Here is a 23,998-nt window from a genome sequence, read left to right on the forward strand (position 1 = left end):
AAACCCGTTGACGCGAAATTTTGCCGCCCTATAATGAGCGGCTCAGCAGCATCGGGCGGTTAGCTCAGCGGTAGAGCATTGCCTTCACACGGCAAGGGTCGCAGGTTCGAACCCTGCACCGCCCACCATGATTCAGTCAAAAAAGCCTCCGGAAACGGGGGCTTTTTTGTTGTGGTCGTGACCGCGTTCGCAACTGTTTTCCTTGGTGTGTATCGTGTATCGGTATACGATACGGGCGTGTAGCCAAAACGATATCCGTACAGATGAAAAACACGAACGCGAAGAGCAACGCGAAGAGCAACGCGAAGAGCACTGCACACGTGCTTCCGCCGGTCCATCCTGGTGAAATCCTGGCCGAGGAATTTCTCTCTCCCTTGGGCATGTCTGCGCGGGCTTTGGCTGCGGCAATCGATGTCACTCCAGCCCGCATCTCGGACATCATCGCCAGTCGTCGTGGGGTTACCGCCGACACTGCGTTGCGCCTTGCGCGCTATTTCGGCACGACCCCTCAGGTGTGGTTGAACCTGCAGATGAACTATGACCTGGAAGTAGCCAGCCGCGATCTGGCCCAGTTGATCGCACGCATTCGACCTCGCGCGAGCTGACCGAACAGTAGATCGCCAAGGCGTGCAGTTCGCGTCACGTCTGTAGATGGAACTGATGGATTTCCAAGTATCAGCAGGAACAAACGATTTCCCGTCGTCGCCATTGTGAGTCAGTGTGATGCATCGGTCTTCGAAGCAGGAATTGCATGGATACGCTCTCAGGTTCGGAAGATGCCTATAAAGCCCTGGTAGATAACGCTCCCGAGGGCTGGCTGCTAGGTCTGTTGGCTTTCGCTGTCCTTGAGCAGGAGCGGATCGAGTGGATGCGTCACGTTGAAACCAGATCGGGATGTCTTCCTACCAGCGAGCAGGTCTGCAATTGGTACGAGCAGCAGCCTGTTTCGGCGTTGAATCGGGCGCGTAGCACTGCGGAAGGCGTGTTGAACGGCTACTCCGAGGACGTTTCGCGCTCCATCGACGAAAGCTATAGAGCCTCGATACGTGACGGGGTCGTTGTTGCCGAGATCCGGTCAAGCAACAGATTCTGGCCGAAGTTTGTTGCCAATGTGGCAGCCGGTGTTGTTGGAGCGGCCATTTTTTCAGTTCTTCTTGTATTGATCGTGCTCGTTGCGGTGCGCGATCCTTCACCTGTTGGACTGATCAAACATGCTCAGGAGGTGCAAAGTGAAAGATGAAATAACTTCTCGTCAGGTGGCAATGGCAGTCTCCAAGGTGTTGCACGATCCGGAGAACAGTAAGAAGGCGAGAGTGGCTGCGGGTTTGTACTTGTCTCAGCCCCGGTATTGCTACCCGACGTTCTCGGCGGCCAAGACTGCGGCATACCGAATACTCAGGGATCCAGCCAGGAGCAAGGCATCCACGATCGCGGCCGGCCTTGATTTGACGAGTCGTCCGAAGCGGTAGTTTCCGACACACTCTCTGTAGAGTGCTTGATGTTCTTCTTGTTAGGTGATGTGCAGTTCTCATGCGGAAGTGTGAAATGAATTCGCTGATTGATGAGTAAGTAAGGTCACTTGCGTCATCAATTAGGTTTCGTCAACCAAGATCGCCAGATCAAGAGATACAAACGATTTCCCAGCATCCGCATCATCCTGCATGGTGTTGCGCAGAGCCTAGGAACTCTAAATAAGCAGAATGTTGGACGTCCCTTTGTCGGGAGGGTGGCTAATACAACACCCTCGGGGAAATACGCCCGCCGTTTCTTCTGCTTAACGGTTCCTAGCCTCCCGACGCTCTTGTCACTCCGACGAGAGCAACACGTGCCGGAGGTCCAACATGTTTAGATCGCGGGCTGCTACGCCCTACGAAGACGAACTTCGCCCCAAGCGCAAAGCCTTTTCCCGCCCGCCAAGCGCTTACAGGATGTGTGGGCATTGGTACGAACTGCCTGGCGGGATGGGGCGCTACGAACGCGTTCCTTGTCTCAAGCTGACTGGCCGCTGGTTGCGGGATGTCGGCTTCGAGATCGGTGCCAGGGTGGCGGTTGAGGTGAAGGAAGGCTCCATCACCCTCACCGTGATCGAAACGCCACCGCCGGTGGCTCCGAAGGGTCCCCGCCAAGTGCAGCGGGAGCTGGCCCACGCAGGGAGGTTGTCATGAGCAGGCGCGTACTCATGCGGGCGAAGATGGAAGACACCTTGCGCGCCAACTTCCAGGCTGCGGCGGCGCGCAATTTCCTGCCGGCAGCCACGGTGCTGCGGCAACTGATGCAGGCGTACGTGGCGGTGCAGGGCGCGCCTGCCGATTCCGTGGCAAGGCGGCCTGGCAACGCCGTGCCGGTTGCTGCCGTGGCGGTGGCGAGGCTGACGCGGCCGCTGCACATGCAGCGCGACGAGCGGGATGTCGAAGCGCTGTTCCAGCGGCAGTGCCAATGGAAAGGCAGCGTCTTTGGTGGCGTGTCGGGAGGAGACACCCATGGCTGAGCACGAGCGTCATAAACGGTACGTATCGCCGGCGCGAAGGGAGGCACTGCGGATCTGTGCCGGCATGCTGGTCAGGCTGGTGGATGTGGTGGAAGGCTGCCACCGGCTCACATTGCTGCGGCGCGCGGCAGGCGTTGACGAATGGGACAGGGACTTCGCCGTGTTCGCTGACATGTCAGAAGAGTTTGACCGCCTGGGCGCCTGGGAAGGGCGCAGGTACTGGTCGGAAGAAGAGCTGGCCAAGGCGGTGCCGAATGGCAGGGAGATAGCCGCTCGGGCACGGGCCATGACGGAACGCGGGTGCCATTCGGTGGTGCGGCGGGTGGTTGCTGAGGCGGAGGGCTGAAGGCCGTAGAATCCGGATTCCAACGGTGAAGGATCACGGCATGAAGCTCAGGGGTACGGTGCGCGGCAGACTGTGCATGGGGGGGCTCGTCCTGCTCGCCCTGGTGCTGGGTGCTGTCGCGCCCGTGCTGGCGCAGACAGCTCGCAAGCCTTCCCCCTACGAGTACCGCCCGGACAATGACGCTGCTGCGCAGCCAGCGGTGGGGCCGGACTACCTGTCGCGGATCGATGGCCGTGAGCAGTTCATGCAGCTTGCCCGTGTCTACAACGCGGGCACCGCGCTGGAAATGCCGCACCTGATCTTCGTGGTTGACCGGCAGAATGCGGCGCGCGTGTACTACATCAATACGCCGCGCTTTGAGCTGCACGAGAACTTCGTGCGCCGCCAGGGGCTGGTGCGTTCGCTGGACAAGGCCACGCTCAATGCGCAGTACCGCGATCCGCAGCGGCGCTTCCTGTTCGGTACCGTGAGCTGGCAGAAGGACCTGCCGGGGTACACCTACGAGTTCTGGGAGGGCGACAAGCTCACCGCCGCGCTGCTGCGGCAGACCGACGAGGTGGTGCGCGCATCGTTCCGTGATCCGATCCGCTTCAAGACCAACTCCACCCAGCATGAGCAGCTGGCCAATGGCATGAAGCTGCCGTTCGTCAGCCAGGAGGCCTTGTTGCGTGAGCAGCGTTTCCTGCCGCTGAACACGGGCAAGGCCGAGGGCAGGTTGCGGATCGTGCGTACCGAGGCGCAGCTGCGCACGCTGTCGCCGCGCGATATTCCGGTGCTGGACGAGGTGCCGATCGCGCTGGCCCCGGTAGCCGGGCTGGTCACGCAGCGGCCGTCCACGCTGTTGTCGCATGTGAACCTGCTGGCGAAGGGGTGGGGCATTCCAAACGTGTACGTGCGCGACGCCCAGAACGCGTTGCGCCAGTACGACGGACGGTGGGTGGCGCTGGAGGTCAGCAACAACGACTACCGGGTCACGCCGCTGGCACGCCCGGCGCGCACGCCGTCTGCAGCGCCTGCACGCGCCACGGTGCGCAACCTGCCGCGTCCGGATCTGGCGGTGGTCGCGCTTACGCCGCTGGCCGCGCTGCGTGCACGCGACAGCAGCCACTGCGGGGTGAAGGCAGCCAACCTTGGCACGCTGAAGGCGGCGCTGCCACCGTTGGCGCGCGTGCCCGATGGCTTCTGCATTCCCTTCGCGCATTACCAGGCGACCATGCAGCGGCTGGACATTCCCCAGCGCCTGCAGGAGCTACAGCGCCGCCCCGGATTCAATACCGACCCGAACGTCCGCCGCGAGGCGCTGGCCGCGCTCCGTGCGGAGATCGCCAATGCCGCGCCCGACCCTGCCTTCATTCGTGCCTTGGATGCACAGTGGCAGGGCCAGTTGAAAGCCGGCGGCGTATTCGTACGCAGCTCGTCCAACTCGGAGGATCTGCCGGGCTTCAGTGGGGCAGGGCTGTACACCACGGTGCCCAACGTGACCCGCGCCGATGCCGTGGCCAAGGCCGTACAGACGGTGTGGGCCTCGGTCTACAACTTCGAGGCCTACGAAGCGCGCACCGCTGCCGGCCTGCAGCAGGATGCGGTGGCCATGGCGGTGCTGGTGCAGCTGGCGGCTCCCTCGGACAGCTCCGGGGTGATGATCACCCGCGATCCATTTGATCGCGCCCGCCAGCACACCACCTACATCTCAGCCAAGCGCGGGCTGGGCATCCGCGTGGTGGAGGGCAAGCGCCAGGCCGAACAGGTGATGTACTCGGACTGGTCCAAAGCGGTGCAGGTGCTGAGCCGGTCGGCCGAAGATACGCAGCTGGTGGCCAAGGCCGGTGGCGGCGTGCGCGAAGTGCCCATCACCGGCTCACGGCAGGTGCTTACCGATGCGCTGATCGCGCGCCTGGCCAAGGTGGGCAAGGCCACCAAGCAGGCATTGGGCGGGGTGGACCAAGATATCGAGTGGGCCGTGGTGGGCGATGAGATCGTGATGCTGCAGTCGCGGCCGTATGTGGATGGCGGCGCGCGATAGCGCATCTGATCAGTCAACCCGTCGCCAGACGGAGATAGGCACGCTGCCATCCGCGCGTGGCGGAACGCTGTCGCTGCCGAATCGCAGGACGTGACGCTGGTGGAAGCGAGGCGGGGCGCTGGAGAAAATTGTGAGGCAGCGCACGTCCAACGAGGGTCATTCGGCCTATGGTTGGAGTTGTCCGCACGGCATCCGGGAAAAGCTCTGCGAACATGGATTTGCTCTCCCAAGCAATTGAAAGGAGTACCGATGCGATACGTAACCCTATCCCTGTCGTTGATTGCGGCCATGGCCGTCCCCACCCTCCTTACTCCTGACGCCTATGCGCAGACAGATGACGCCGGGCTGAAGGGGTACGCTGAGGAGATGAACTTATCGGTCGATCAAGCGAAAGCGCGAACCATCAATCAAGATGACGCAATGATGCTGAATCGGCGCCTTCAGAAGGAGCTTCCCGATTCCTTCGCTGGACTGTGGATGGAGCACTATCCGACCTTCAAGGTCGTCGTCCGATTCACCGGCGATGCTCGGGCTCAACTTGCCCGCTACACAAAGGATCCTCGTTACGTTGCCCAGTCGGCACCGCGATCACTTGAGTTCCTGCTGGCAACGCAACAGGAGATGGCGGCCCAACTGGCAGCTGCAGGAATCAAGTTTGAAGGCGGTACGGATATCAAGACCTCGGAACTGACCCTGCGTGTTTACGATGCAAGCGCTGCCAGAAAGGCACTTGCCAAACTGTTGTCTGTCGTCGATTTCATACGGATTGAAGAAGTCAAAGGCGTCGACCCATCGAAAGACTTCATCCAAACAACCGACATCTCGGGTGGCCACCGCCTTGATGGGTACAACGGGACGCAATCCTGTACATCGGGCTTCAACGTTGTCGAAACAGCTACAGGAGAGCTTGGGCTTACAACGGCCGGACACTGCGAGAACGACAATTACCACCGAAATCCAACTGCACGGGTTGAATTCAAGGCAGAGCGGGATGCTGGTTCGTTTGATGTTCAATGGGGTGCGCAACCCAGCAACAGCACTATTCATGTTCAGCGCAATGAGATAACGGTAGAGGGCGTTCAACATCCCATAACAAGTGTGGCTACCCCGGAGGACTTGGCTCTCGGAGCAGACGTCTGCAAAACCGGTGTTACGACTGGCCGTACTTGCGGGGTCATTGTCGACCCTACTGCGATTACTGAATACAACAATGAGATAGGGACTTATATTCGGGTAAGTCATCCCCAAGGAAGTGAAATGACAGACTTTGGTGACAGTGGTGGGCCGGTCTACTTAGGCAATAGGGCATTGGGACTGGTGCATGGCCGAGGGCAGGGAGATCGTCTCAATGACCTTTACTTCATGCCGATTGGCCTGCTGTCCGAGCTTGGAGTGGAGCCCATTCTCGCGCCATTCCGTCTGGAAAGCGTTCCGGCCGTGTCGGGCACCGGCGCCAGCGTCCCGGTGGCAGTGAACTTCACCGGTCACCCCCGGTTTCCTCTCCAGTTGACGCTGGAAACCGTAACGTGCCCTGCCGGTTGGATCTGCAGTGATGGGACCACCACCTACGATACGTATGCTCCGTCCCCCCTTACCTTCAATTGGGCTTGCACACCCGGCACACCTGGTGAGGTGAAGGTTTCCCGTGTACGGGTCTCGCTCAAAGACAGGTCCGCCATTGTTACTGACACCATTGAGGCAGACGTCACGTGCACTTCGCTGTGAAGCCTTACATTGGCCTTCCAGTGAACGGGCGGATGGGCTCCAGGCGCTCTGCGTCAGTGGGATGAAACATAGCTTGCGCCGGGCCATGCCTGCGGAATGGCGAAGCTGTCTCGCATGCGCTGTGCTTCCTTGGCAGGTGTCAGCCCGAACAGCCGCTTGAACTCGCGGCTGAACTGCGAGGTGCTTTCGAAACCTAACGCATGGCAGGCTGCAGCAGCCGTCATGCCCTCGCGCACCATGAGCAGGCGAGCCTGATGCAGGCGCGTTGATTTCAGGTACTGCATGGGCGAGGTGCAGGTCACCGCCTTGAAGTGACTGTGGAACGAGGGCGTGCTCATTCCGGCGCTCTGGGCCAACCGTGCGACATCCAGCGCTTGGTCGTAGTCCGAGTGGATGCGTTCAAGCGCCTTGGCAATCTTTCCGAACCTTCCCTGTTGGGAGAGTGCCGCGCGCAGCACGGCCCCTTGCGGGCCGGTGAGCACGCGGTAGTACAGCTCACGGAGCAGCTGGGGGCCGAACAGGATCGATTCCACGGGATCGGCAAGTGCGCGGAGCAGGCGCTCCAGGGTGAGCTGCATGGCGTCATCCAATGGGCTGGACATCATGCTCTGCGGTTGTGCCACGTCTGAGCTGATGCCGTGGCGGTCAATCTCCAGCATCAACTCGGCCGCAAGCGGAAAATCCAGGTGCAGGTACAGCGCCAGCAGCGGGGATTCCGCCGATGCATCCGTTTCCATGGTGAACGGCACCGGCACGGAGACGGCCAGGTACTGGTTGGCGTCATACACGTACGTGCGTTGACCGAAGTAGCCGCGCTTGCAGCCCTGGCAGACGATCACGATGCCCGGGTCGTACAGCACCGGGGTTCGCGAAAGCGGGCGGTCGGAGCGGAGCACGCGCACGCTTGGCAGCGCGGTCAGGTTGTAGCCCTCCACCGGTGCCAACGCGAGCACAAGCGGTGCCAGCGGCAGGGGGCTGGCCGGTGCGGAGTGGGAGATGGCGTTGGTGGGTGTCATAGGATTAGGCAATAAACGGAGTGAATTACGCCTTAGCGGGACCGGGTGGTGGAACTATTGTGCACCCCATCCCCTGATGGAGCACCCCATGACGCACCCCAAGCGAATTCTGATTACCGGTGTGAGCAGCGGCTTCGGCCTTGCGCTCGCCCGCGAAGCCCTGGCCGCTGGCCACGAGGTGGTTGGCACGCTGCGCCAGGCCGACGGCATCGCGGCGTTCGAGGCGCTGGCGCCCGGGCGCGCCCATGCACGCCTGCTGGACGTTACCGACGATCAGGCCATCGGCGCGGTCGTCGGCGCGGTGGAGGCGGAACTGGGGCCGATCGATGTGCTGGTCAACAATGCCGGCTATGGCCATGAAGGCGTAATGGAGGAATCGCCACTGGCGGAGATGCGCCGGCAGTTCGACGTCAACGTGTTCGGCGCCGTGGCGATGATGCGGGCCGTACTGCCCGGAATGCGCTCCCGCCGCGCGGGGCGGATCCTCAACATCACCTCGATGGGCGGCATCATCACCATGCCGGGCATTGCCTATTACTGTGGAAGCAAGTTCGCGCTGGAGGGCATCAGCGAAGCGGTGGGCAAGGAAGTCCGTGACCTGGGAATCCATGTGACGGCGGTGGCGCCGGGCTCCTTCCGGACCGACTGGGCAGGCCGCTCGATGGTGCGTTCACCGCGCACCCTGAGCGACTATGACGCGGTGTTCGACCCGATCCGCCAGCGTCGGCAGGAGGTCAGTGGAAAGCAGCTCGGCGACCCACGGAAGGCCGCGCAGGCCATGTTGGCCCTGATGGACAGCGAAGCGCCCCCCGCGCACCTGCTGCTTGGCAGCGATGCCCTGGCCCTGGTTCGCGAGAAGCACATGACTGCCTTGGATGACCTCGTGCGCTGGGAGAGCGTTACCCGCTCCACCGATGGCTGAACGAGGGGCAGTTGCATCGCGGGTGGCGAGCAGACTTCGGCCTGTGCTTTCATTGGAATCGCATGTTGCCGCATGTATCCAGAGAGACATCCATGCCGTCTGATACCAGAAGGATTTCCGGCGCAGCGCTGCTGCTGGTTTCCGTGGTCTACGCGCTCACCATTGTGTGGGGCGTTGAGTGGGTGCTCGATTCACTGCGCTCACGCACGTTTGGCATGGGGCCAGAGCTGCAGCCACGCTGGGTGCGCACGGCACTGGCCCTGGCACCGTTCGCTCTGTTCTCGCTGTGGGTAGGTATCCGCCGCCCACCTCGCGTGCGCCGAGGCTTCATCGCCGGGCTGCTGGTTTCGCTTGCGCTGTGGGGCTGGTACTACGCCGATGGATGGATGAACACCGGCGGCGGCGCCAACATCGGGCTGGGCATCATCATGATGCTCTCGCCACTGCCGGTGTTCGTGGTCATCCTGCTGTTCGCCCGCAAAGCGTGAGGTTCGCGGGTCACCGCAGCTGGCAGATGCCGTTGGCACCCTTGCGGCCGGTGTAGGACACCGACAGCGATCCGTCCGGGTTTTTGCTCAGCGAGATGACCGTACCCGTGGCGGCGTCCTTGGCTTCGTAGTAGTTGTCGTTGGACTTGTTCAACGTGGCCTCCTTGCCGTTGACGTACACCGGGCCACCCTGGTCGCCATGGACATCCAGGCCGCCGGGGCAGGTGGCGTTGAACAACGGCAACCCCCCGCTGGCGGTGGGTGCTGCTGCCGCGCTATCCGATGCATTCGAGAAGACGGCACGGCAGCCCTGTTCGACCCACACGGCATGCTTGCTCAAGCCCCAGCTCACCCCTTCGGTGCAGGGCGATTTGCTCAACTGCCGCTTGACCTGCACATCCCCCTGGGTGTCCATGGGGCACTCGGTTCGACCACGACCCTTGGATTCACAGGTGACGTCGGCGGCCCATGCAGGGGCAGCGACCAACAGCGACAGACCCAGAACGATGCATGTACGCATGGTTGATTCCTGAAGTGTTTTGCGCCCTGCCAGAGGCGGTGCAGGCGCAGGAAACGTACCGCCGGGATCGTTGCGCAGTGGTGAAGTCGAAGTGACCTGCGTGCGAGTGCGGGCGGGACCAGTAGAAGTACGTAGCGGTGGGCAATTCGATGGTCGCCTTGGCCGGGGTGTCGTGCGAGAATCCGGCAGACCTCGGCCGCATGGATCGGAAGGCTTGAATGGAAAAGCGTGTCTGCTTTGATTTCGAAATCGAGTTCAGCAATGGTGGTGGTATCCAGGGCCAGGAGTTCCGGCTGGATATCGAAGGCGACGACATCAGTGATGACGCGCTTGCTGATTACATCGTTCGCGACATGCGGCTGCTGATGGTCGGCACGGTGCGCATTCTCAACAAGCGGATCATCGAAGAGCCGCACAAGCGCCCACTGGATGCGCTTGACGGAGGGGAATGATGGCGTGGCACGGCATCGGACCGAACGTGCGGCGGGCATTCGTTCTCGCGGCGATTGCGCTGGGTTCGGCCTGTGGTGGAAAGCAAGACCATCGGGTTGAAGAGGGCAATCCGGCCCCAGCGGCCAATGCACGAAGCAGCGCTGAACCCTCCAGAGCGCCGGGTGGGATGCCGCGCAGTGCTCCGGTGCTGGGTAACGATGTGCCCGACGTTGAGGCAAGCGCTTACATGGAGGCCAACGGCGTTTCCCTTGAAGTTGCCCGGGAGCGGCTGCTGATCGAGTCAGAGCTTATGCCACATGTCCAGGACCTACGGGAGCGATATCGAGAGAGGATGGCCTTCATCTCGATCGAGTCAATGCCTTACCAGCACCTGGTGGTAGGTTTGAAGGGGCCTGCAACGGAGCCTTTCCAGCTCATCAGAGTACGCGGGACCGATGTGAGGGTTGAGTTCGAGCAAGGCTACCCCTACACGGCGCAGGAATTCAGCGACATCATGAGCAAGGCAAGCGCCAGGGCTCTGGAGTTTTTTCCGGATGTGACCGGCCTGAGTGGTCGTCCGGAACTTGGCTTGATCGAAGTCATGGTGAGTGGAACAGACGAGCAGCGCTACCTGACCGCGAAAGCTGAACTTGAAGCGGTGGCCGGCATTGAGATCAAGATTCTGTTGGGTAGGTCCCCGCCAAGAGATCTGATTGATATTCCGCATTGATCGACCCACGGAGTGAGCCGCAGCGTGAAACCGAATACTGGAATGCCGGCCTTCCTGGGTCGAATGGGTGCATTGCTTCTTTCGCTATTTGTTGGCCTGCCGGCTGCAGCCGCGAATGCAGTGTTTCAAGATCTCCTGACGGTGCCGCGCGTGGACGGCAGCCTATTGGCCGTGCACGTGCAGCGCCCCTCTACGACGGGCAAGGTGCCGCTGCTGGTCTATATCGACGGCTCGCTGTGCATCCCCTCCACCTACAACGAAAGCGTTGCCTGGCTGCTGGAGAAGAGTGACGGTGCCCATCCCTTCGCGCTGGCCGTGATCGAGAAGCCGGGCCCAACCATCCCGGCGCTCAACGCCGAGGGAAATATCGAGATCGGACCAGATTTCCAATGCAGCGCGGAGTTTCGGCAGCGCTACTCCATCGACCAACGCGTGATTGACCATCTGCGCGCGTTGCAGCACCTGAACCGGCATGCGAGCTGGTGGAACGGGGAGCTGCTGGTGTGGGGCTTCTCCGATGGGGCGCGCATTGGAGCGCAGCTGGCGGCGTACTACCCGCAGACCAAAGCCGTGGCGCTGGTGGGCGTTGGCGGCGGAATGCGGATGGCGGATTCCATGGAGGCCATGGTGTGCTCCGCGCCTGCGGATACTGCTGCTTGCCGCGAATCGCTGCGCAAGGAAATGGACGAGATCCGCGCCGCGCCGGTGCCCACGCGCGACTGGATGGGGGAATCCAACACCTACGCGACATGGGCCAGCCGCCTGGATGCGGTGGAGGCCAATGTGTTGCGGGACCTCAAGGCGCCGCTATTGGTCGTGCACGGCGAACGCGACGGGTCGGTGCCGGTGGCGTCCGCACGGAAGCTGGCCGAACTCATGCAGGGCTCGGGCGTGGTGTTCCGTTACCGGGAAATTCCGGGCATGCGGCACAGCCTGTGGGGAGCGGCGACCCCGCAGGCGAGCGAGGCACTGCACCAAGAGGTGCTTGAGTGGTTGACGGCGCAGGAAGGTGACTCGTAACGCTAACGGTCCTTACCACTGGACAGCAGCAGGTCGGTGGGAAGCCCATTGCCCTTCAGCAGCACGCCGGCACTGCGGCGCATCGCGCGCAATGCGGAGCAGCAGCGCGGCAGTGATTCCTGCCGCGCTTGCGGTGATGGCACGCGGCCGGAAGTGCGCCGACCGCAGACCTTCTCTAGAGGGCGCCGCGTCAGCGGCGCAGGGCGTCGATGATCACGCCGGTGGCGATCTCAACGAGCAGGTACTCGGTGTCGGACTGCCGCACCCAGCGATGGCCGCGGCCCGGTTCGCGCAGATCGTAACGCGAGTAGTCGTCAACCCAGTAACGACGGTCCACCTCCGACCAGCTGAGCCGGTCGCCGCGGTGCCAGGCCTTCTTCTGCCATCCCGGCGGCGGTGCGTGGCGCTTGTCCGGGCCGCCGGCATGCGGGGGCGGGCCGTTGCCGCGTGCATGGTGGGGCGGATCGGCCCAGGCAGGCGCTGCGGCCAAGGCGGCAACGGTAAGTGCGGCAATGCCAATCAGACGTGCGGCTTTCATATCAAGCTCCCATTCCAGCCGCAGCGAGCGGCGGCGTGGTCCGGAATATAGAGCAGGCTCTGTGAAGAAAGCCGTGGGAATGTGGAGGGCTTATGGGCGGCTGAGCAGCAGCCGCGCCTGCGACTGCCAGCCACCGATGAACAGGTCCTGCTTGCCATCGCCATCCAGGTCTCCACGCGCCATGCTCCAGCTGCGGCCCACGGTGGCAGCGGGAATCACCTTCGCGGTGACGTCGCTGAAATTGCCCTTCCCATCGTTCTGCCACGCACGTACTTGTAGCGGCACGAAACCGGGCACGTCGATGGCGCTGACCACCAGGTCGGGATGACCATCGTGGTTGAAGTCCACCACGGTGCCGCCCCAGCTTGAGAAGCGGTGGGTGGGCAGGCGGGTACGGGTCTCATCCTTGAAGCGCGCGTTGCCCTGGTTGATCAGCAACCGCGTCTGCGGGTCCTTGTCCCAGTCCCGGTTGTTGCTGGTGAGGTTGAAGAACACCAGGTCCAGCCGGCCATCGCCGTTGGCATCCAGGGCATGTACTTCGCGGGTCTCCGTAGGTACCTGTTTGCCCAGCCGGTCGGTGGCATCGGTGAAGCGTCCGCCGCCATCGTTCAACAGCAGCCGGTTGATCGGATCCTGGCTGGCAATGGCCATGTCCAGGTCGCCATCGCCATCCAGATCGGCCAGCACGATGCCCTGTGCCTGCACGTCGATGGCGGGCAGGTGGGAGATGCTGGCATCGATGAACCACCCGGGGCGTGCACGGTCATTGAGCCACAGGAAGGGCTGCGCCACGCCCTCCTTTCCTTCGGTGGTGTTGCCCACCACGATGTCGGGCAGGCCGTCGCCGTTCACATCGCCGACCGCCACCGCGTTGGCCTGGCTGGTGGCGGGCAGGCGCTCGCTTACCCGGGTGAACCCACCCTTGCCGTCGCCCAGGAACAGGTTGTGCTGCTCGGTATCTTCGGCCACGAACACCACATCCAGGTGGCCGTCGCCATTGAAGTCGGCCACGCGTACATGCTCGTTGTCGCCCGCGATGGAACCGAACGCACCGGGCGTATGGCTGAGCTTGCCGGTGCCATCGTTGAGGTACAGCCGGTTGGCGCCGTTCTCCACCGCCACCGCGACATCCAGGTCGCCGTCACCGTCGGCATCCAGCAGCGCCGCATCCAAGGCGTGCAGCTCGGCATCCGCAGGAACGTGGGTAGCGGTGACGTCGGTGAACAGCGTGGTGGCCGGCGGCGGTGGCGCCGCACAGGCGGTGATCGAGGCGCAGGACAAGGCCGTGAACAGCAGGAATGACGGGGTGGGTCGGCGCATGCTGTTCGTTCTCCAGTTCATTCAACCAGGGCCAGTTGCCGCTTGAAGCCTGGCCATAGTGCAAGCTTGTGGGTGACGTTGGTGATGGTCCGGCGCGGGTCGGTGGGGTGTGGCCTGGACGACGTGCTGCTTCGGCCCTGGCGCCACAGCCCGAACATCACGATCTCCGCGCCCACCGGGAAGGATTTCAGCCAGGCGGCGTCGGCATGCCCGACGCTGACTTCGTAGAAATCACGGCGATCGGCCACGCCGGTGTGCTGGTACTTCGGCGCGCAGTTGAGGAACAGCGAACCCGGCTGCGGCGAGCGGTGCGACCTTACCGTGCCGACCAGCGCCATGGGCAGGTCGGTAGTCCCGGTGCCAATCCGCTCCCAGGCCTGGTCGTAGCGTTCCTGGTCGTAGAAGAAATTCTCCCAGTCCACGCGTTTCTTGCCCAGGCGCAGGGTGACCTCCGAGGCCACGAGGTCGTCGCTTTCACACATCACGCGCAGCACCAGCAGGTCGGCAAGGGTGCCCAGATAGCCGTCGAGGGTCTGCTGCTCGATCCCGCCACGTTTCAGGGCGTGCTGCAGCAACAGCAGGCGCAGCTCGTGCCGGCCGTCGTCCAGCGCAGGCAGGAAATCAGGATCCGAACCGGCGGCCAGAATGGCCTGCAAGCGGCCGGGGGCGTTGTACCGGCAGCCCGGCTGGTGCTCGGCACCTTTGGCGAGAGCGAAATAGGAAGGGTCCGCCGCTACAAACCTGACCGGGGCGCCGCACCCTTCGCTGTCGCAAAGCAGGGTGGGCAGGGACTGCTGCGTATCGTGTCGCTTCTGCAGGCCCTCGATGCGATGCAGGGTGCCGTGCGTTCCCACGGCCCTGCGCATCTTCATGTCACCGCTCATCTTCGCGTTCAGCCCGGATAGGCCGGGAAGCGCTCATCGGGGTGGTGCTTCTTCCACTCGGTATGGGCCACGGTGCCCTCCCAGGCGAGGAAGGTGTTCGGCACGCGCCCGCGACCGGACCAGGTTTCCTGGGTATGCGGCAGCCAGTAACGCGGCGGCAGTTCCTTGCGTTCTGCCTTGGCGGGTTTGGCCCGCTTGGCCGGGCTGGCCGCACCCTCGCTGCCCAGCAGGGCGCGCAGCCGGCGCTGCTGTTCCGGGCTGAAATCGTCGAAGCTGGTGGTCAGCAGCAGGGTGACGCGCTCATACGCCTCCTTGGTAGCTGCCCGCAGCACTGCGTGCGGGGAGAGGGAGGCAGACGGCTTGCGGGGCATGAGAGTCCAGGAAAGATGGGCTGAAGGCGGTCACGATAACAAATGACCGTGTGATCATTCCCCGGAATCTGCGTCAGACAACCCGCGGGGGAGGGGCGTATTACTCTTTCGAGGCATGCGCGCCGGCGCCGATGGGTCCCCAATGGGGTCAGCCAGATCGACGCTGGAGGCGCCCCGGTGCAGCTGTTGTACGCAACCTTTCCCGACCGCACGCCCGGCGTGGGCCTGCTGTTGTTTCGCCTGGTGCTGTCGTTGATGCTGGTAGGCCCGTGGGGCCTGCGCGGGGCGCTGCCCCCGCCCGACCTGATCGCGTGGGCGTGGCTCGCCGCCGCCCTGATCGCGTTCGGCGGACTACTTCCGTTGGGGATAGGAGTGGCGCTGGTCCTGGCCGGGGTGGATGCCGCGCTGGACGGCTGGCCGTTGGCGGCTCTGCTGCTGGCGCTGCTGTTGCTGGGTCCGGGCGCGTATTCGGTGGATGCGGTGCTGTTCGGTCGACGGGTGCTGGAGCGGCCGGCGTCGCGGCGCGGCAGCGACGACCACGCGGGCACTCACCCGAAAGAGTAGTCGTGCGCCCAGCCAATCGGGGCTTGGGCGGGGCGCGCTGCAGGCACAGCATGCACGGGTGGATTTCGCGAGGTCCGAGCCAATGCATGCCAACCTTCCGGCAATCGCCGTGGAACCCGTGCCGGGCGCACCTTCGCGCGCGGTGGGGCGGGCGGTCGACTACATCGAGGCCAACCTGTCCGAACCCCTGCAGCTCAGCGCCATTGCCGGGGCGGCGTGCATGAGCCGTTTCCACTTTGCCCGTACGTTCCGCGAGCAGACCGGGCTGAGCCCGATGGAATACCTGCGCATGCGGCGCATCGAGCGCGCCCGGCACCTGCTGCGTACCGAGGGGCAGCGCGTCTGCCAGGTTGCCAGTGCGCTGGGTTTCTACGACCAGAGCCACTTCGTACGCTGGTTCCGCCGCAGCCTGGGGTGCACGCCTACCGCCTACGTGCGCGCTGTCGTCCCGTCGGGGTGCCAGCCGTGCGACGGAACGCCTTGCGGGTAGTCGTTTTTGTATGATGGTCCCGACGCGCAGGGGCTGACCATGACGATCACATTCCGTGCCATCGCCTGCGCGTGCCTGCTGCTGCTGGGCGGCCATGCCGCGGCGTTGGACCCGGCGCGGGCAGTGGGGCAGTTCCACCACACCGCGTGGACGGTCAACCAGGGCGCACCGGGGCAGGTGACCGCGCTGGCGCAGACGGCGGATGGCTATCTCTGGCTGGGCACCGAAATCGGCCTATACCGTTTCGATGGCGTGCGCTTCACGCGCTTCGTGCCGCCCGGCGATGACGCGTTTCCCGCGACCAGTGTGTCGACCCTGTACGCCGCCCACGATGGCGGGTTGTGGGTGGGCTTCCGCTATGGCGGGGTGAGCCGGGTCGAGCGCACGGGCGTGCGCCACTACGGTTCGGCGGCGGGACTGCCGACCAGCACCGTATTCCGTTTCGCCGAAGACGGCGGGGGCCGCTTGTGGGCCGCCACCTTTACCGGCCCGCTCTTCCTGCAGGGCCAGCGCTGGGTGCGGCCCACGCAGGCGATGGGCTACCCGGGACGACAGGCGCGGACGTTGTTCACCGATCGCGAGGGCACGCTGTGGATCGCCACCGAGGCCGGCATGGTGGTGTTGAGGCGCGGGGCAAGCGCATTCGAACGGGTGCCGGCGCGCGTGGGCCGGGTAAGCCAGATTGCCCAGGCGCCGGACGGAGCCATCTGGGTGGCCGAAGCGGACGGCGGTGTGCGCCCGCTGTCCGGCCAGGGCGATGCCGTGGAATCGGCCGGGCTGCTGTTCGACCGCGACGGTGTGCTCTGGGCGACCACGCTGGGGACCGGGCTGGTTCGCCGCTCACCGCAACGCAACCGGGCGGAGGTGGAACGCTTCCGCCGGGTGGACGGGCTCAGCTCCGATTACGCGCAGCCGTTGCTGGAGGATCGCGAGGGCAATGTGTGGGTGGGCGGCAGTCGCGGGCTGGATCGCTTCCGCCATGCCAACCTGGTGCAGGTGCCGATGCCCGAAGGTGCGCAGGAGTTTGCCATGGTCGCGGACGGCAACGCGCTGCTGGTGGGCACCCGCAACCACCCGTTGCAGCGCGTGGACATGGCCACACGCCAGACGCTGGCGCTGCCGGCGGGAATCACCGCCATGCACCGCGATGCCGCCGGCACCACGTGGTTGGCCGGGCCGGACGGGGTGTGGCGCCGTGACGGCGAGCGCTTCTCGAAGGTATCCGGGCTGCCGGTGGCGGCGCGCTCGGGTGTGCAGGCCATCGCGACCACCCCGGACGGCGCGCTGTGGGTGTCCTTGAACACGCCGGGTGTGTACCGGTTCAAAGACGGGCAGTGGGCACACTTCCAGGACAGGCCTGGATTGCCCACGGGTGGTTCGCCGCTGGTGATGCAGACCGATGCCAGCGGGCGGCTGTGGCTGGGCTTTGCCCGTAACGCGGTGGCAGTGCTCGACCACGGGGTGTTCTCCACGCCATGGACGGGCGAACCGCTGGACGTGGGCAACGTCACGGCGTTGTTCGAGGACGCGCAGGGCATGTGGATGGGCGGCGAGCGCGGCTTGGCGCGGGTGGCCGAAGGCCGGTTGCACAACGTGCTGCCGGCGGTGCGCGAAGACCTGCGTGGCATCAGCGGCATCGTGGCCGATGCTGCAGGCGGCCTGTGGTTCAACGGTGCACGTGGCGTGGTGCACGTGCGCGACGGCGACATCGCCGGCCTGTTCAACGCGCAGGGCACCCCGCGTTACGAGCGCTTCGACGCGCTGGATGCGTTGCCCGGCATCGCCGCCCAGTTCCGGCCACTGCCCACCGCTGCGCGGACCCAGGATGGGCGGCTGTGGTTTTCCACGACCAGCGGCCTGGTGTCGATGGATCCGGCGCAGATCGTGCGCAACCCAGTAGCACCGCCGGTGGAGATCCTGTCGGTGGCGGTGGATGGGGCCGACGTACCGATCAATGCAGGCGCCGTCGAGCTGCCGGCAGGAACGAAGAACCTGCGCATCCGCTTCACAGCGCTTAGTCTTTCAATTCCCGAGCGGGTCAGTTTCCGTTATCAGCTGGAGGGCTTCGATCCGCAATGGTTCGAGGCCTCGACCGCGCGCTCGGCGTTCTACAACGCGCCTGCCTCGGGGCAGTATGTGTTCCGGGTAGCGGCCAGCAACAACGATGGGGTCTGGAACGAGCAGGGCGCCCGCCTGGTGGTCAACGTCGCACCGCATTACTGGGAAACCGCCTGGTTCCGCGTGCTGTGCGTGATCGCGGGTGCGGCCCTGCTGTGGCTGCTGTACCTGGGCCGGCTGCGGCAGCTGGCGGCACGCATCCGTACACGCCTGGATGAGCGTCACCGCGAGCGCGAGCGGATCGCACGCGAGCTGCACGACACCCTGCTGCAGAGCACGCAGGGACTGATCCTGCGGTTGCATGCGTCCAGCCGCAAGCTGCCGCCCACCGATCCGGTCCGCGCGGAGCTGGAAGCGGCGATGACCATGGCCGAGCAGGTGGCGGCCGACGGCCGTGAGCGCGTGCGCGGCCTGCGTGGCGATGTGGAACGCGCGCGCGATCTTGGCGCTGCGCTGATGGGCGTGGCGGAGGAGGCGCATGGCCTTGAGACCCCGGCCGTCCGCCTGGTGGTGGAAGGCACGCCGCGCGCCATGCAGACCTGCGCGGCCGAAGAGGCGTACATGATCGGCCGCGAAGCCCTGCTCAATGCATTCCGTCATTCGCGCGCCGCGCAGGTGCAGATCCTGGTCAGCTATGGGCGTCAGGGTTTCCACCTGCGCATCAGCGACGACGGGATCGGGTTACCCCAGGGGGCAGAGGCCATGACAGGGCACTGGGGCCTGGAAGGCATGCGCGAGCGCGCTGCGCGCGCCGGTGGCACCTTGACGATCCTGAGCGGACGCTCCGGGCGCGGAACGGAGATCGACCTGCAGGTACCGGCGTCCTTCGCGTGGGAGCCCCGGCGCCGGTAGTCCCGGCATCGGCATGAAGAGCAACGGCGTACAAGCGTGAACCTGCCGGTATCTGGCTCCATGTGAGGTGCCGCCCCTGCGCAGGATTCACCGATGCCCCCCAACGTGTTGGAAACGCTGATGCTCACCCGCCGCCAGGCGCTCCAGGCCGGTGCCTCGGCGCTGGCCGTCATGGCGCTGCCGGGTTTTGCGATGGCGCGCACCCCTTCCCCCGCTCCGGAGAACACTTTCATGTCCGAGAATTTCGTCACCACCAAAGACGGCGTCCGCATCTTCTACAAGGACTGGGGCCCGCGCGATGCGCAGCCCATCGTCTTCCACCACGGTTGGCCGCTGTCGTCGGACGACTGGGACACCCAGATGCTGTACTTCCTGCAGAAGGGCTACCGCGTGATCGCCCATGACCGCCGTGGCCACGGCCGCTCGGCACAGGTCAGCGACGGTCATGACATGGACCACTACGCAGCCGATGCCTCCGCCGTATTCGAGCACCTGGACCTGCGCAATGCCGTGCATATCGGCCATTCCACCGGGGGTGGCGAAGTGGCGCGCTACGTGGCCAGGCATGGCCAGCCGCAGGGGCGCGTTGCCAAGGCGGTGCTGGTCAGCGCAGTGCCGCCGCTGATGCTGAAGACGGCGGCCAACCCCGGTGGCCTGCCGATCGAAGTGTTCGACGGCATCCGTGCCGGTGTTGCGGCCAACCGTGCGCAGCTGTTCGTGGACTTCCCGACCGGCCCGTTCTATGGCTTCAACCGCCCCGGCGCGACCATCTCGCAGGGCGTGATCCAGAACTGGTGGCGCCAGGGCATGATGGGCAGCGCCAAGGCCCACTACGAAGGCATCAAGGCCTTCTCCGAAACCGACCAGACCGAAGACCTGAAGGCGATCACCGTGCCCACGCTGGTCATGCACGGCGATGACGACCAGGTGGTGCCGATCGCGGACGCAGCGCTGCTGTCGGTGAAGCTGGTGAAGAACGGCACCCTGAAGGTCTACAAGGGCTACCCGCACGGCATGCTGACCACGCACGCCGACGTGATCAATCCGGACCTGCTGGCCTTCATCAAATCCTGATCAGGCGCTGCCACCCGGCATCCGGAACGTAAACGCTGTACCGGTGGCCTCATCCGAGGCCACCACCAGGGTGCCCCCATGCGACCGCGCAATCTCCGCGGCGATGTAGAGCCCCAGCCCCAGGCCGGGCCGCGGCAGCTCCGCCTTCTCGCGCGAGAACGGCCTGAAAATGGTCGCCAGTCGCTCGGCGGGAATATGCCCGCCGTTGCGCACGGTCAATACCAGTCCGCTTGAAACGGCCTGTACCTCCAGCGCGATCGGCGCAGCGGCATCGCCATGCTGCACGGCATTGGTCAGCAGGTTGGCCAGCAATTGGCCCAGGCGGTTGGAATCGCACACCACCGCTCCATTGATCTCCATCCGCACCGCGATATCCGAACGCCCGGTAGCGTTCGCCACCTCGTCCACCACGTGCTGCAGGTCGGCCGCCAAGCCGTCGGCGCTGCGCAATGCCACGGGAATGCCGCCACCCAGGCGGCCACGCGCGAAGTCGAGCACATCGCTTACCAACCCCTCCATGCGATTCACGCTGGCCGTGATGTGGTCGAACATGCGCTGCTGGTAATCCGTATGCGGCGCAGCTTCGAGTGTTTCGGTCACGATGCTGATCGACTGCAGCGGATTGCGAAGGTCGTGGCCCAGTACTGCGATGAACTGGTCGCGCAGCTCAGCCACCTGCTGCGCATCGGAAAGCGCCACTGCCGCCTGTTCAAGGCGTTCTTCGGTATCGAGGTAGTTGCCGACCAGCTCGGCCAACAGTTCCATCGAGCGCTGGATATGCAGCTCATCGAACGTGGCCGGCGCCGAATCGATCGCACACAGGGTGCCGAAGAAGCTGCCATCCGGACGATGGATCGGTACCGAGGCGTAGCTCTCCAGCCCATAGATGCGCGGGGTGTGGTGGGTGGAGTAGACCGGGTGCAGGCTCGCATGGGCGAACACCACCGGCTTGGGCGACTGCCGGATCTCATCGCAGATGGTGGTCTCCAGCACCAGCTGGCCGCCCGCCACCAGGCCGAAGCCCAGGGTGTCGTGGGTGGCGCACGCCGTCCAGGTGGTATCGGTCACCCGGGCAATGGCCGTGAACCGGCAGCCGGTGATGTGGGCCACCGTTTCCAGGATGCGTGGCACGGCCGCGATGCGGCCGATCTCGGCGATATCGCGGAGCAGGGCGGGATCGGACAGTTGGCGCATGGGGTTCAAGCAGGTCTTCAGGCCAGTAATGGTCACACGAATCGTGCCGTGTTGGGATCCATCCAGAGCCGCACACCGCGCGACCAGGGGAGATGCTTAACGGTTCAGCCGCCGCAGGATTGGTGCAGAATGGCCTGCGCCCAGCCCATGGAGGAACGATGTTCAAGCGTTTGATGCAGAGCCTGACCGGCAAGCCCGCCAGCGCCAAACCACCGCTAGCCGTGTCCCAGCCTGCAGCGCCTCCGGCGGAGGCAGCGCAAGCCCAGCTCATCACCGTGTACGACGCCCACGGCCGGGAACTGCAGGTCACCCGGGCCGACTGGCGCGACAACATGCTGTTGCCCCAGATCAAGGCGATGTGGGACCAGCCCAACGAGCTTTACCAACTCATCCTCAATGCGCTGGACGACTGGTTCGCCGCCGAGGTTGATCCTGCGTCCCAGCGGATGCTGGAGATCGACCCCATCGTGGAACGGGCGCACGTCATCCGCGCGATCGTGCTGATGCAGCAGGAACGCTTCGAGCAGGCCGGGCAGGTGCTGCGCGATGCAATCGGCAGGATCGGTGAGACCGCAACGCTCCTTGCCAACCTCGCGAAGGTGCAGGCAGGCCGTGGCGACGAGCATCAGGCCGATGCAACGTTGTGGAAGGCGCTGCAACTGGACCCGAACCAGGACAACGGCCTGGGCTGGTGGCTTGCACGGCAGCGCGAGCGCGGTGGTGAGCCCGCCTACCGGGCAGCACTGGAACAGGCAGCGGCCCTGCCGGGCAGCTGGCGCGCCAGCCTCTATCTGGGGCGGGAAAGCCTTGCGAAGCAGGATGTCCCGGCAGCGCTGGACCAGTTCCGCAGCGTTCTCGCCCAGGCAGCGCACAGCACCGATGTGTTGCTGGTCATTTCAGGTGACCTCGGCAATGCCGGCAGGATCGTCGAACTGGTGGACCTCATCGGTCCGTCCTACGACCCGGAAACGCATGGGCCGCAGGTCGGGATGAACCTGGTCCAGGCCTATCTCCATCTTGATCGCCTGGACGAGGGCGAGGCGCTGCTGCATCGCCTGTACGCGCTCAACATTCCGCCGTTCAAGCAGCATCTGGATGCAATGGCCAGCCAGTACGAGGCGCGCCGGGAAGCGGGTGCATCATCGCGGCCGATCGACACGGAAGAACTGCAGATCGCGAACATGCCGTTCGAACTTCCGATCTGGCGTTACGGCCTGCGCGAGCCGCAGTGGCTGTTTGCGAACAAGCCCGACAGTGCGCGCAAGGTGACGTTCCTGATGCTGGGCAAGGTCATGAGCGGCGAAGAGCGCGCGGAACAACAACGGGAAGATGAACTGGGGCGCCTGAGTCGCGCCATTCCGCTGTACCTGGCGGAAAGCGCCTACGAGTGGACATCCCTGCACGCCCACTGCCTGGCCGCAGTGGTCAGGGGTGGCGGGCCGGTGCTGTTCGGTGCGCAGGACGAGGCCGGCGAACGCGAAACCGCGGCGGGGTTCGCGTCCAGTACGGATCTGCTGGTACTCGGTTCCATTGGTGAGGCAGGGAACTGCTGGACGGTCGATCTAGGCATCTGGGATACCGCCCGCGTGGCATTGATCGGGCGCGAAGCGGTGTCGTCGGACAGGGCAGGGTTGGAGGCCGCGATACTGGAGCTGGAAGGCAGGGTGCTTGCACGCCTGGGCGGCGTACAGAGCGCGCCGCACGATGCGATCTACACGCGGCCCACGGCGGAACAGATGCAGCCGTATCTGGGCGCGCTGGCGCAGTCACTGACGCTGTCCCTGGTCGCCAACGAGGTCACGCGGAAGCAGGATCTGTGGGGCGAGCGCAACCTGATCGAATGGCCGCTGCGGATGGCACTGCAGTGGCCGGAGCAGGAAGTGTTCAAGGCCCTGTATCTGTCCGGTATCAGCCACGCGGCGCGCTACGGCTCCGAGCTGCTCGGCGAGTTCGAGGGGCGTTCGTTCGCCCTGCTGCACGAGATGGGGCTGGCGAAATCGCCCCTGGTCGACCTTGGACCGCTGCTGCTGCATGCCTTTGGCCGGGCCGACGGGCTGGCAGCGGTGCGAAGGGACACCGCCGATGCCCATCGCCTTGCATGGATTGAACGGGTTGTCGGAGTTGGCTAGATTGGCGGCTCGACAGTAGCTCAACCGGAAGAGACGCTGATGCCATCGCGCCGGGACACAGTGTTGAAAGCCGCATTCGTGGTCGTCACCTGGCTGATCATCGTGGTGGTATCGGCCGAATTCCTGATGGCGGCGTATGCAAAGTACGGGCTTCTGGACAGCCCCGCGTACGGCCGCTTCGTGGATCGCCATGGCTGGCTGTGGCTGCACCTGGCTGGCGGCGTGGTGGCCATCGTGACCGGGCCGATCCAGCTGTTGGCACGCTGGTGGTGGGAGCGTCCCGCACTGCATCGGCGGGTTGGGTATCTCTACTTCGGTGGAGTCCTCACGGCCAGCGCAGCGGCGGCCGGATTGATCGCCACCACCCCGGCACCGCTTTCCATCAAGATTGGTTTTGCCGGTACCGCCCTGGCGTGGTTGACCACGGCGCTGTTGGCCATGATCGCGATCCACCGTGGCCGAGTGGAGCGGCACAGGACGTGGATGATCCGCAACTATGCGGTGACCCTGGCGCCCGTCCTGTTCCGTTTGATGTTGCCGGTAGCCATTGCTTCAGGCCTGGCGCCAAGCGGAACGCTCATCTCGTGCCTGCTGTGGGCAAGCTGGCTGTTGCCCCTCGTCATGTTGGAAGTATTCCGGCGACTGGTCCTGGCTGCTAGGCCTTCGCCCTACCGTTGGAGGACTGCCATCAGGCAGCACCTGCCCTGGTTCTAGATCAACCTGGGTTTCGCGGGTAAAGGCAGGGATTGCGAGG

Annotated in this window: 24 protein-coding genes and 1 tRNA gene; 18 read left to right on the forward strand and 7 right to left on the reverse strand. The window is 64.5% G+C overall.

The genetic code is table 11. The features are described from left to right. The first annotated feature begins 53 nt into the window (after positions 1–53). The 7 genes from V9K91_RS10905 to V9K91_RS10935 all read left to right on the forward strand — a co-directional run bounded on the left by V9K91_RS10905 (position 54) and on the right by V9K91_RS10935 (position 6,582). Positions 54–128, forward strand: a tRNA-Val gene (locus V9K91_RS10905). A 135-nt stretch (positions 129–263) separates the two neighbouring features. After that, entirely contained in the window at positions 264–605 is a 342-nt protein-coding gene (locus tag V9K91_RS10910) for a HigA family addiction module antitoxin (RefSeq protein WP_336442901.1), read from the forward strand. A gap of 146 nt (positions 606–751) precedes the next feature. After that, positions 752–1,240 (forward strand): hypothetical protein, encoded by a 489-nt coding sequence (locus V9K91_RS10915; RefSeq protein ID WP_157771693.1) that lies wholly within the window; start codon positions 752–754, stop codon positions 1,238–1,240. 939 nt (positions 1,241–2,179) lie between these two features. After that, positions 2,180–2,488: a hypothetical protein gene (locus tag V9K91_RS10920; RefSeq protein ID WP_336442900.1), complete on the forward strand. Its 309-nt coding sequence runs from the start codon at positions 2,180–2,182 to the stop codon at positions 2,486–2,488. Further along, positions 2,481–2,834, forward strand: a complete 354-nt coding sequence (locus V9K91_RS10925) for a hypothetical protein (protein WP_336442899.1) — start codon at positions 2,481–2,483, stop codon at positions 2,832–2,834. Before V9K91_RS10920 ends, V9K91_RS10925 begins: the two co-directional genes overlap by 8 nt. 40 nt (positions 2,835–2,874) lie before the next feature. Continuing rightward, positions 2,875–4,857 (forward strand): PEP/pyruvate-binding domain-containing protein, encoded by a 1,983-nt coding sequence (locus tag V9K91_RS10930; RefSeq protein ID WP_337308187.1) that lies wholly within the window; start codon positions 2,875–2,877, stop codon positions 4,855–4,857. Between the two features lie 249 nt (positions 4,858–5,106). After that, positions 5,107–6,582: a S1 family peptidase gene (locus tag V9K91_RS10935; protein WP_336442897.1), complete on the forward strand. Its 1,476-nt coding sequence runs from the start codon at positions 5,107–5,109 to the stop codon at positions 6,580–6,582. A gap of 53 nt (positions 6,583–6,635) precedes the next feature. Here the strand turns inward: V9K91_RS10935 and V9K91_RS10940 are convergent, their stop codons facing one another. Next, complete coding sequence (locus tag V9K91_RS10940; RefSeq protein WP_336442896.1) at positions 6,636–7,598, reverse strand: AraC family transcriptional regulator; 963 nt, start codon at positions 7,596–7,598, stop codon at positions 6,636–6,638. An 88-nt stretch (positions 7,599–7,686) separates the two neighbouring features. On the opposite strand from V9K91_RS10940, the gene V9K91_RS10945 reads away from it, so the two are divergent. After that, positions 7,687–8,520 carry an oxidoreductase gene (locus V9K91_RS10945; RefSeq protein WP_095363696.1) on the forward strand — a complete coding sequence of 278 codons (834 nt, stop codon included), beginning with the start codon at positions 7,687–7,689 and terminating at the stop codon, positions 8,518–8,520. Between the two features lie 92 nt (positions 8,521–8,612). Continuing rightward, the gene (locus V9K91_RS10950; protein WP_336442895.1) at positions 8,613–9,008 is read left to right on the forward strand and encodes a hypothetical protein; all 396 of its coding nucleotides are present in this window, start codon (positions 8,613–8,615) and stop codon (positions 9,006–9,008) included. A 10-nt stretch (positions 9,009–9,018) separates the two neighbouring features. On the opposite strand, the gene V9K91_RS10955 is transcribed toward V9K91_RS10950, so the two are convergent. Then, positions 9,019–9,528: a DUF3011 domain-containing protein gene (locus V9K91_RS10955; protein WP_095363698.1), complete on the reverse strand. Its 510-nt coding sequence runs from the start codon at positions 9,526–9,528 to the stop codon at positions 9,019–9,021. A 218-nt stretch (positions 9,529–9,746) separates the two neighbouring features. On the opposite strand from V9K91_RS10955, the gene V9K91_RS10960 reads away from it, so the two are divergent. The 3 genes from V9K91_RS10960 to V9K91_RS10970 are packed head-to-tail and all read left to right on the forward strand — an operon-like array spanning position 9,747 to position 11,710. Continuing rightward, positions 9,747–9,980, forward strand: coding sequence for a cyclase (locus V9K91_RS10960; RefSeq protein WP_095363699.1), 234 nt, complete (start codon positions 9,747–9,749; stop codon positions 9,978–9,980). After that, a complete protein-coding gene (locus V9K91_RS10965; protein ID WP_336442894.1) occupies positions 9,980–10,690 on the forward strand; it encodes a hypothetical protein in 711 nt (236 codons plus the stop codon). The genes V9K91_RS10960 and V9K91_RS10965 overlap by 1 nt, the downstream gene beginning before the upstream one ends. 42 nt (positions 10,691–10,732) lie before the next feature. Then, the gene (locus tag V9K91_RS10970; RefSeq protein WP_336442893.1) at positions 10,733–11,710 is read left to right on the forward strand and encodes a prolyl oligopeptidase family serine peptidase; all 978 of its coding nucleotides are present in this window, start codon (positions 10,733–10,735) and stop codon (positions 11,708–11,710) included. 190 nt (positions 11,711–11,900) lie between these two features. On the opposite strand, the gene V9K91_RS10975 is transcribed toward V9K91_RS10970, so the two are convergent. From V9K91_RS10975 to V9K91_RS10990, 4 genes are all read right to left on the reverse strand, one after another. Further along, positions 11,901–12,248, reverse strand: coding sequence for an RcnB family protein (locus V9K91_RS10975; protein WP_093533296.1), 348 nt, complete (start codon positions 12,246–12,248; stop codon positions 11,901–11,903). A gap of 90 nt (positions 12,249–12,338) precedes the next feature. Then, positions 12,339–13,568, reverse strand: coding sequence for a VCBS repeat-containing protein (locus V9K91_RS10980; protein WP_217977547.1), 1,230 nt, complete (start codon positions 13,566–13,568; stop codon positions 12,339–12,341). Positions 13,569–13,585: 17 nt separating this feature from the next. Further along, positions 13,586–14,440: a hypothetical protein gene (locus V9K91_RS10985; protein ID WP_255220494.1), complete on the reverse strand. Its 855-nt coding sequence runs from the start codon at positions 14,438–14,440 to the stop codon at positions 13,586–13,588. A 20-nt stretch (positions 14,441–14,460) separates the two neighbouring features. Further along, positions 14,461–14,823, reverse strand: a complete 363-nt coding sequence (locus tag V9K91_RS10990) for an H-NS family nucleoid-associated regulatory protein (protein ID WP_184125024.1) — start codon at positions 14,821–14,823, stop codon at positions 14,461–14,463. A 177-nt stretch (positions 14,824–15,000) separates the two neighbouring features. Between V9K91_RS10990 and V9K91_RS10995 the strand changes: the two genes are divergently transcribed. The 4 genes from V9K91_RS10995 to V9K91_RS11010 all read left to right on the forward strand — a co-directional run bounded on the left by V9K91_RS10995 (position 15,001) and on the right by V9K91_RS11010 (position 19,921). Further along, on the forward strand, positions 15,001–15,387 hold the full coding sequence (locus V9K91_RS10995; protein WP_184125026.1) for a hypothetical protein: 387 nt from the start codon (positions 15,001–15,003) through the stop codon (positions 15,385–15,387). An 82-nt stretch (positions 15,388–15,469) separates the two neighbouring features. After that, positions 15,470–15,877 (forward strand): AraC family transcriptional regulator, encoded by a 408-nt coding sequence (locus V9K91_RS11000; protein WP_336442892.1) that lies wholly within the window; start codon positions 15,470–15,472, stop codon positions 15,875–15,877. A 39-nt stretch (positions 15,878–15,916) separates the two neighbouring features. Next, positions 15,917–18,847: a two-component regulator propeller domain-containing protein gene (locus V9K91_RS11005; RefSeq protein ID WP_336442891.1), complete on the forward strand. Its 2,931-nt coding sequence runs from the start codon at positions 15,917–15,919 to the stop codon at positions 18,845–18,847. A 231-nt stretch (positions 18,848–19,078) separates the two neighbouring features. After that, complete coding sequence (locus tag V9K91_RS11010; RefSeq protein WP_237334343.1) at positions 19,079–19,921, forward strand: alpha/beta hydrolase; 843 nt, start codon at positions 19,079–19,081, stop codon at positions 19,919–19,921. Here V9K91_RS11010 and V9K91_RS11015 read toward each other — a convergent pair whose 3' ends face one another. Continuing rightward, on the reverse strand, positions 19,922–21,115 hold the full coding sequence (locus tag V9K91_RS11015) for a GAF domain-containing sensor histidine kinase (protein ID WP_095363706.1): 1,194 nt from the start codon (positions 21,113–21,115) through the stop codon (positions 19,922–19,924). A gap of 158 nt (positions 21,116–21,273) precedes the next feature. Between V9K91_RS11015 and V9K91_RS11020 the strand changes: the two genes are divergently transcribed. Together V9K91_RS11020 and V9K91_RS11025 are read left to right on the forward strand one after the other, a co-directional pair. Next, positions 21,274–23,244, forward strand: coding sequence for a hypothetical protein (locus V9K91_RS11020; RefSeq protein WP_336442890.1), 1,971 nt, complete (start codon positions 21,274–21,276; stop codon positions 23,242–23,244). Positions 23,245–23,307: 63 nt separating this feature from the next. Beyond that, the gene (locus tag V9K91_RS11025; protein ID WP_249833849.1) at positions 23,308–23,958 is read left to right on the forward strand and encodes a DUF2306 domain-containing protein; all 651 of its coding nucleotides are present in this window, start codon (positions 23,308–23,310) and stop codon (positions 23,956–23,958) included. Positions 23,959–23,998 lie beyond the last annotated feature (40 nt).

Origin of the sequence: Stenotrophomonas sp. CCNWLW57, from assembly GCF_037203925.1 — a bacterium.
Classification (GTDB): Bacteria; Pseudomonadota; Gammaproteobacteria; order Xanthomonadales; family Xanthomonadaceae; genus Stenotrophomonas; species Stenotrophomonas rhizophila_A.

Excerpts from the sequence above, each read along its gene's own strand:
- V9K91_RS10910 (WP_336442901.1), top strand. The coding sequence starts at position 264 with ATGAAAAACACGAACGCGAAGAGCAACGCGAAGAGCAACGCGAAGAGC.
- V9K91_RS10915 (WP_157771693.1), top strand. The coding sequence starts at position 752 with ATGGATACGCTCTCAGGTTCGGAAGATGCCTATAAAGCCCTGGTAGAT.
- V9K91_RS10920 (WP_336442900.1), top strand. The coding sequence starts at position 2,180 with ATGCGGGCGAAGATGGAAGACACCTTGCGCGCCAACTTCCAGGCTGCG.
- V9K91_RS10925 (WP_336442899.1), top strand. The coding sequence starts at position 2,481 with ATGGCTGAGCACGAGCGTCATAAACGGTACGTATCGCCGGCGCGAAGG.
- V9K91_RS10930 (WP_337308187.1), top strand. The coding sequence starts at position 2,875 with ATGAAGCTCAGGGGTACGGTGCGCGGCAGACTGTGCATGGGGGGGCTC.
- V9K91_RS10935 (WP_336442897.1), top strand. The coding sequence starts at position 5,107 with ATGCGATACGTAACCCTATCCCTGTCGTTGATTGCGGCCATGGCCGTC.
- V9K91_RS10940 (WP_336442896.1), bottom strand. The coding sequence starts at position 7,598 with ATGACACCCACCAACGCCATCTCCCACTCCGCACCGGCCAGCCCCCTG.
- V9K91_RS10945 (WP_095363696.1), top strand. The coding sequence starts at position 7,687 with ATGACGCACCCCAAGCGAATTCTGATTACCGGTGTGAGCAGCGGCTTC.
- V9K91_RS10950 (WP_336442895.1), top strand. The coding sequence starts at position 8,613 with ATGCCGTCTGATACCAGAAGGATTTCCGGCGCAGCGCTGCTGCTGGTT.
- V9K91_RS10955 (WP_095363698.1), bottom strand. The coding sequence starts at position 9,528 with ATGCGTACATGCATCGTTCTGGGTCTGTCGCTGTTGGTCGCTGCCCCT.
- V9K91_RS10960 (WP_095363699.1), top strand. The coding sequence starts at position 9,747 with ATGGAAAAGCGTGTCTGCTTTGATTTCGAAATCGAGTTCAGCAATGGT.
- V9K91_RS10965 (WP_336442894.1), top strand. The coding sequence starts at position 9,980 with ATGGCGTGGCACGGCATCGGACCGAACGTGCGGCGGGCATTCGTTCTC.
- V9K91_RS10970 (WP_336442893.1), top strand. The coding sequence starts at position 10,733 with ATGCCGGCCTTCCTGGGTCGAATGGGTGCATTGCTTCTTTCGCTATTT.
- V9K91_RS10975 (WP_093533296.1), bottom strand. The coding sequence starts at position 12,248 with ATGAAAGCCGCACGTCTGATTGGCATTGCCGCACTTACCGTTGCCGCC.
- V9K91_RS10980 (WP_217977547.1), bottom strand. The coding sequence starts at position 13,568 with ATGCGCCGACCCACCCCGTCATTCCTGCTGTTCACGGCCTTGTCCTGC.
- V9K91_RS10985 (WP_255220494.1), bottom strand. The coding sequence starts at position 14,440 with ATGAAGATGCGCAGGGCCGTGGGAACGCACGGCACCCTGCATCGCATC.
- V9K91_RS10990 (WP_184125024.1), bottom strand. The coding sequence starts at position 14,823 with ATGCCCCGCAAGCCGTCTGCCTCCCTCTCCCCGCACGCAGTGCTGCGG.
- V9K91_RS11000 (WP_336442892.1), top strand. The coding sequence starts at position 15,470 with ATGCATGCCAACCTTCCGGCAATCGCCGTGGAACCCGTGCCGGGCGCA.
- V9K91_RS11005 (WP_336442891.1), top strand. The coding sequence starts at position 15,917 with ATGACGATCACATTCCGTGCCATCGCCTGCGCGTGCCTGCTGCTGCTG.
- V9K91_RS11010 (WP_237334343.1), top strand. The coding sequence starts at position 19,079 with ATGTCCGAGAATTTCGTCACCACCAAAGACGGCGTCCGCATCTTCTAC.
- V9K91_RS11015 (WP_095363706.1), bottom strand. The coding sequence starts at position 21,115 with ATGCGCCAACTGTCCGATCCCGCCCTGCTCCGCGATATCGCCGAGATC.
- V9K91_RS11020 (WP_336442890.1), top strand. The coding sequence starts at position 21,274 with ATGTTCAAGCGTTTGATGCAGAGCCTGACCGGCAAGCCCGCCAGCGCC.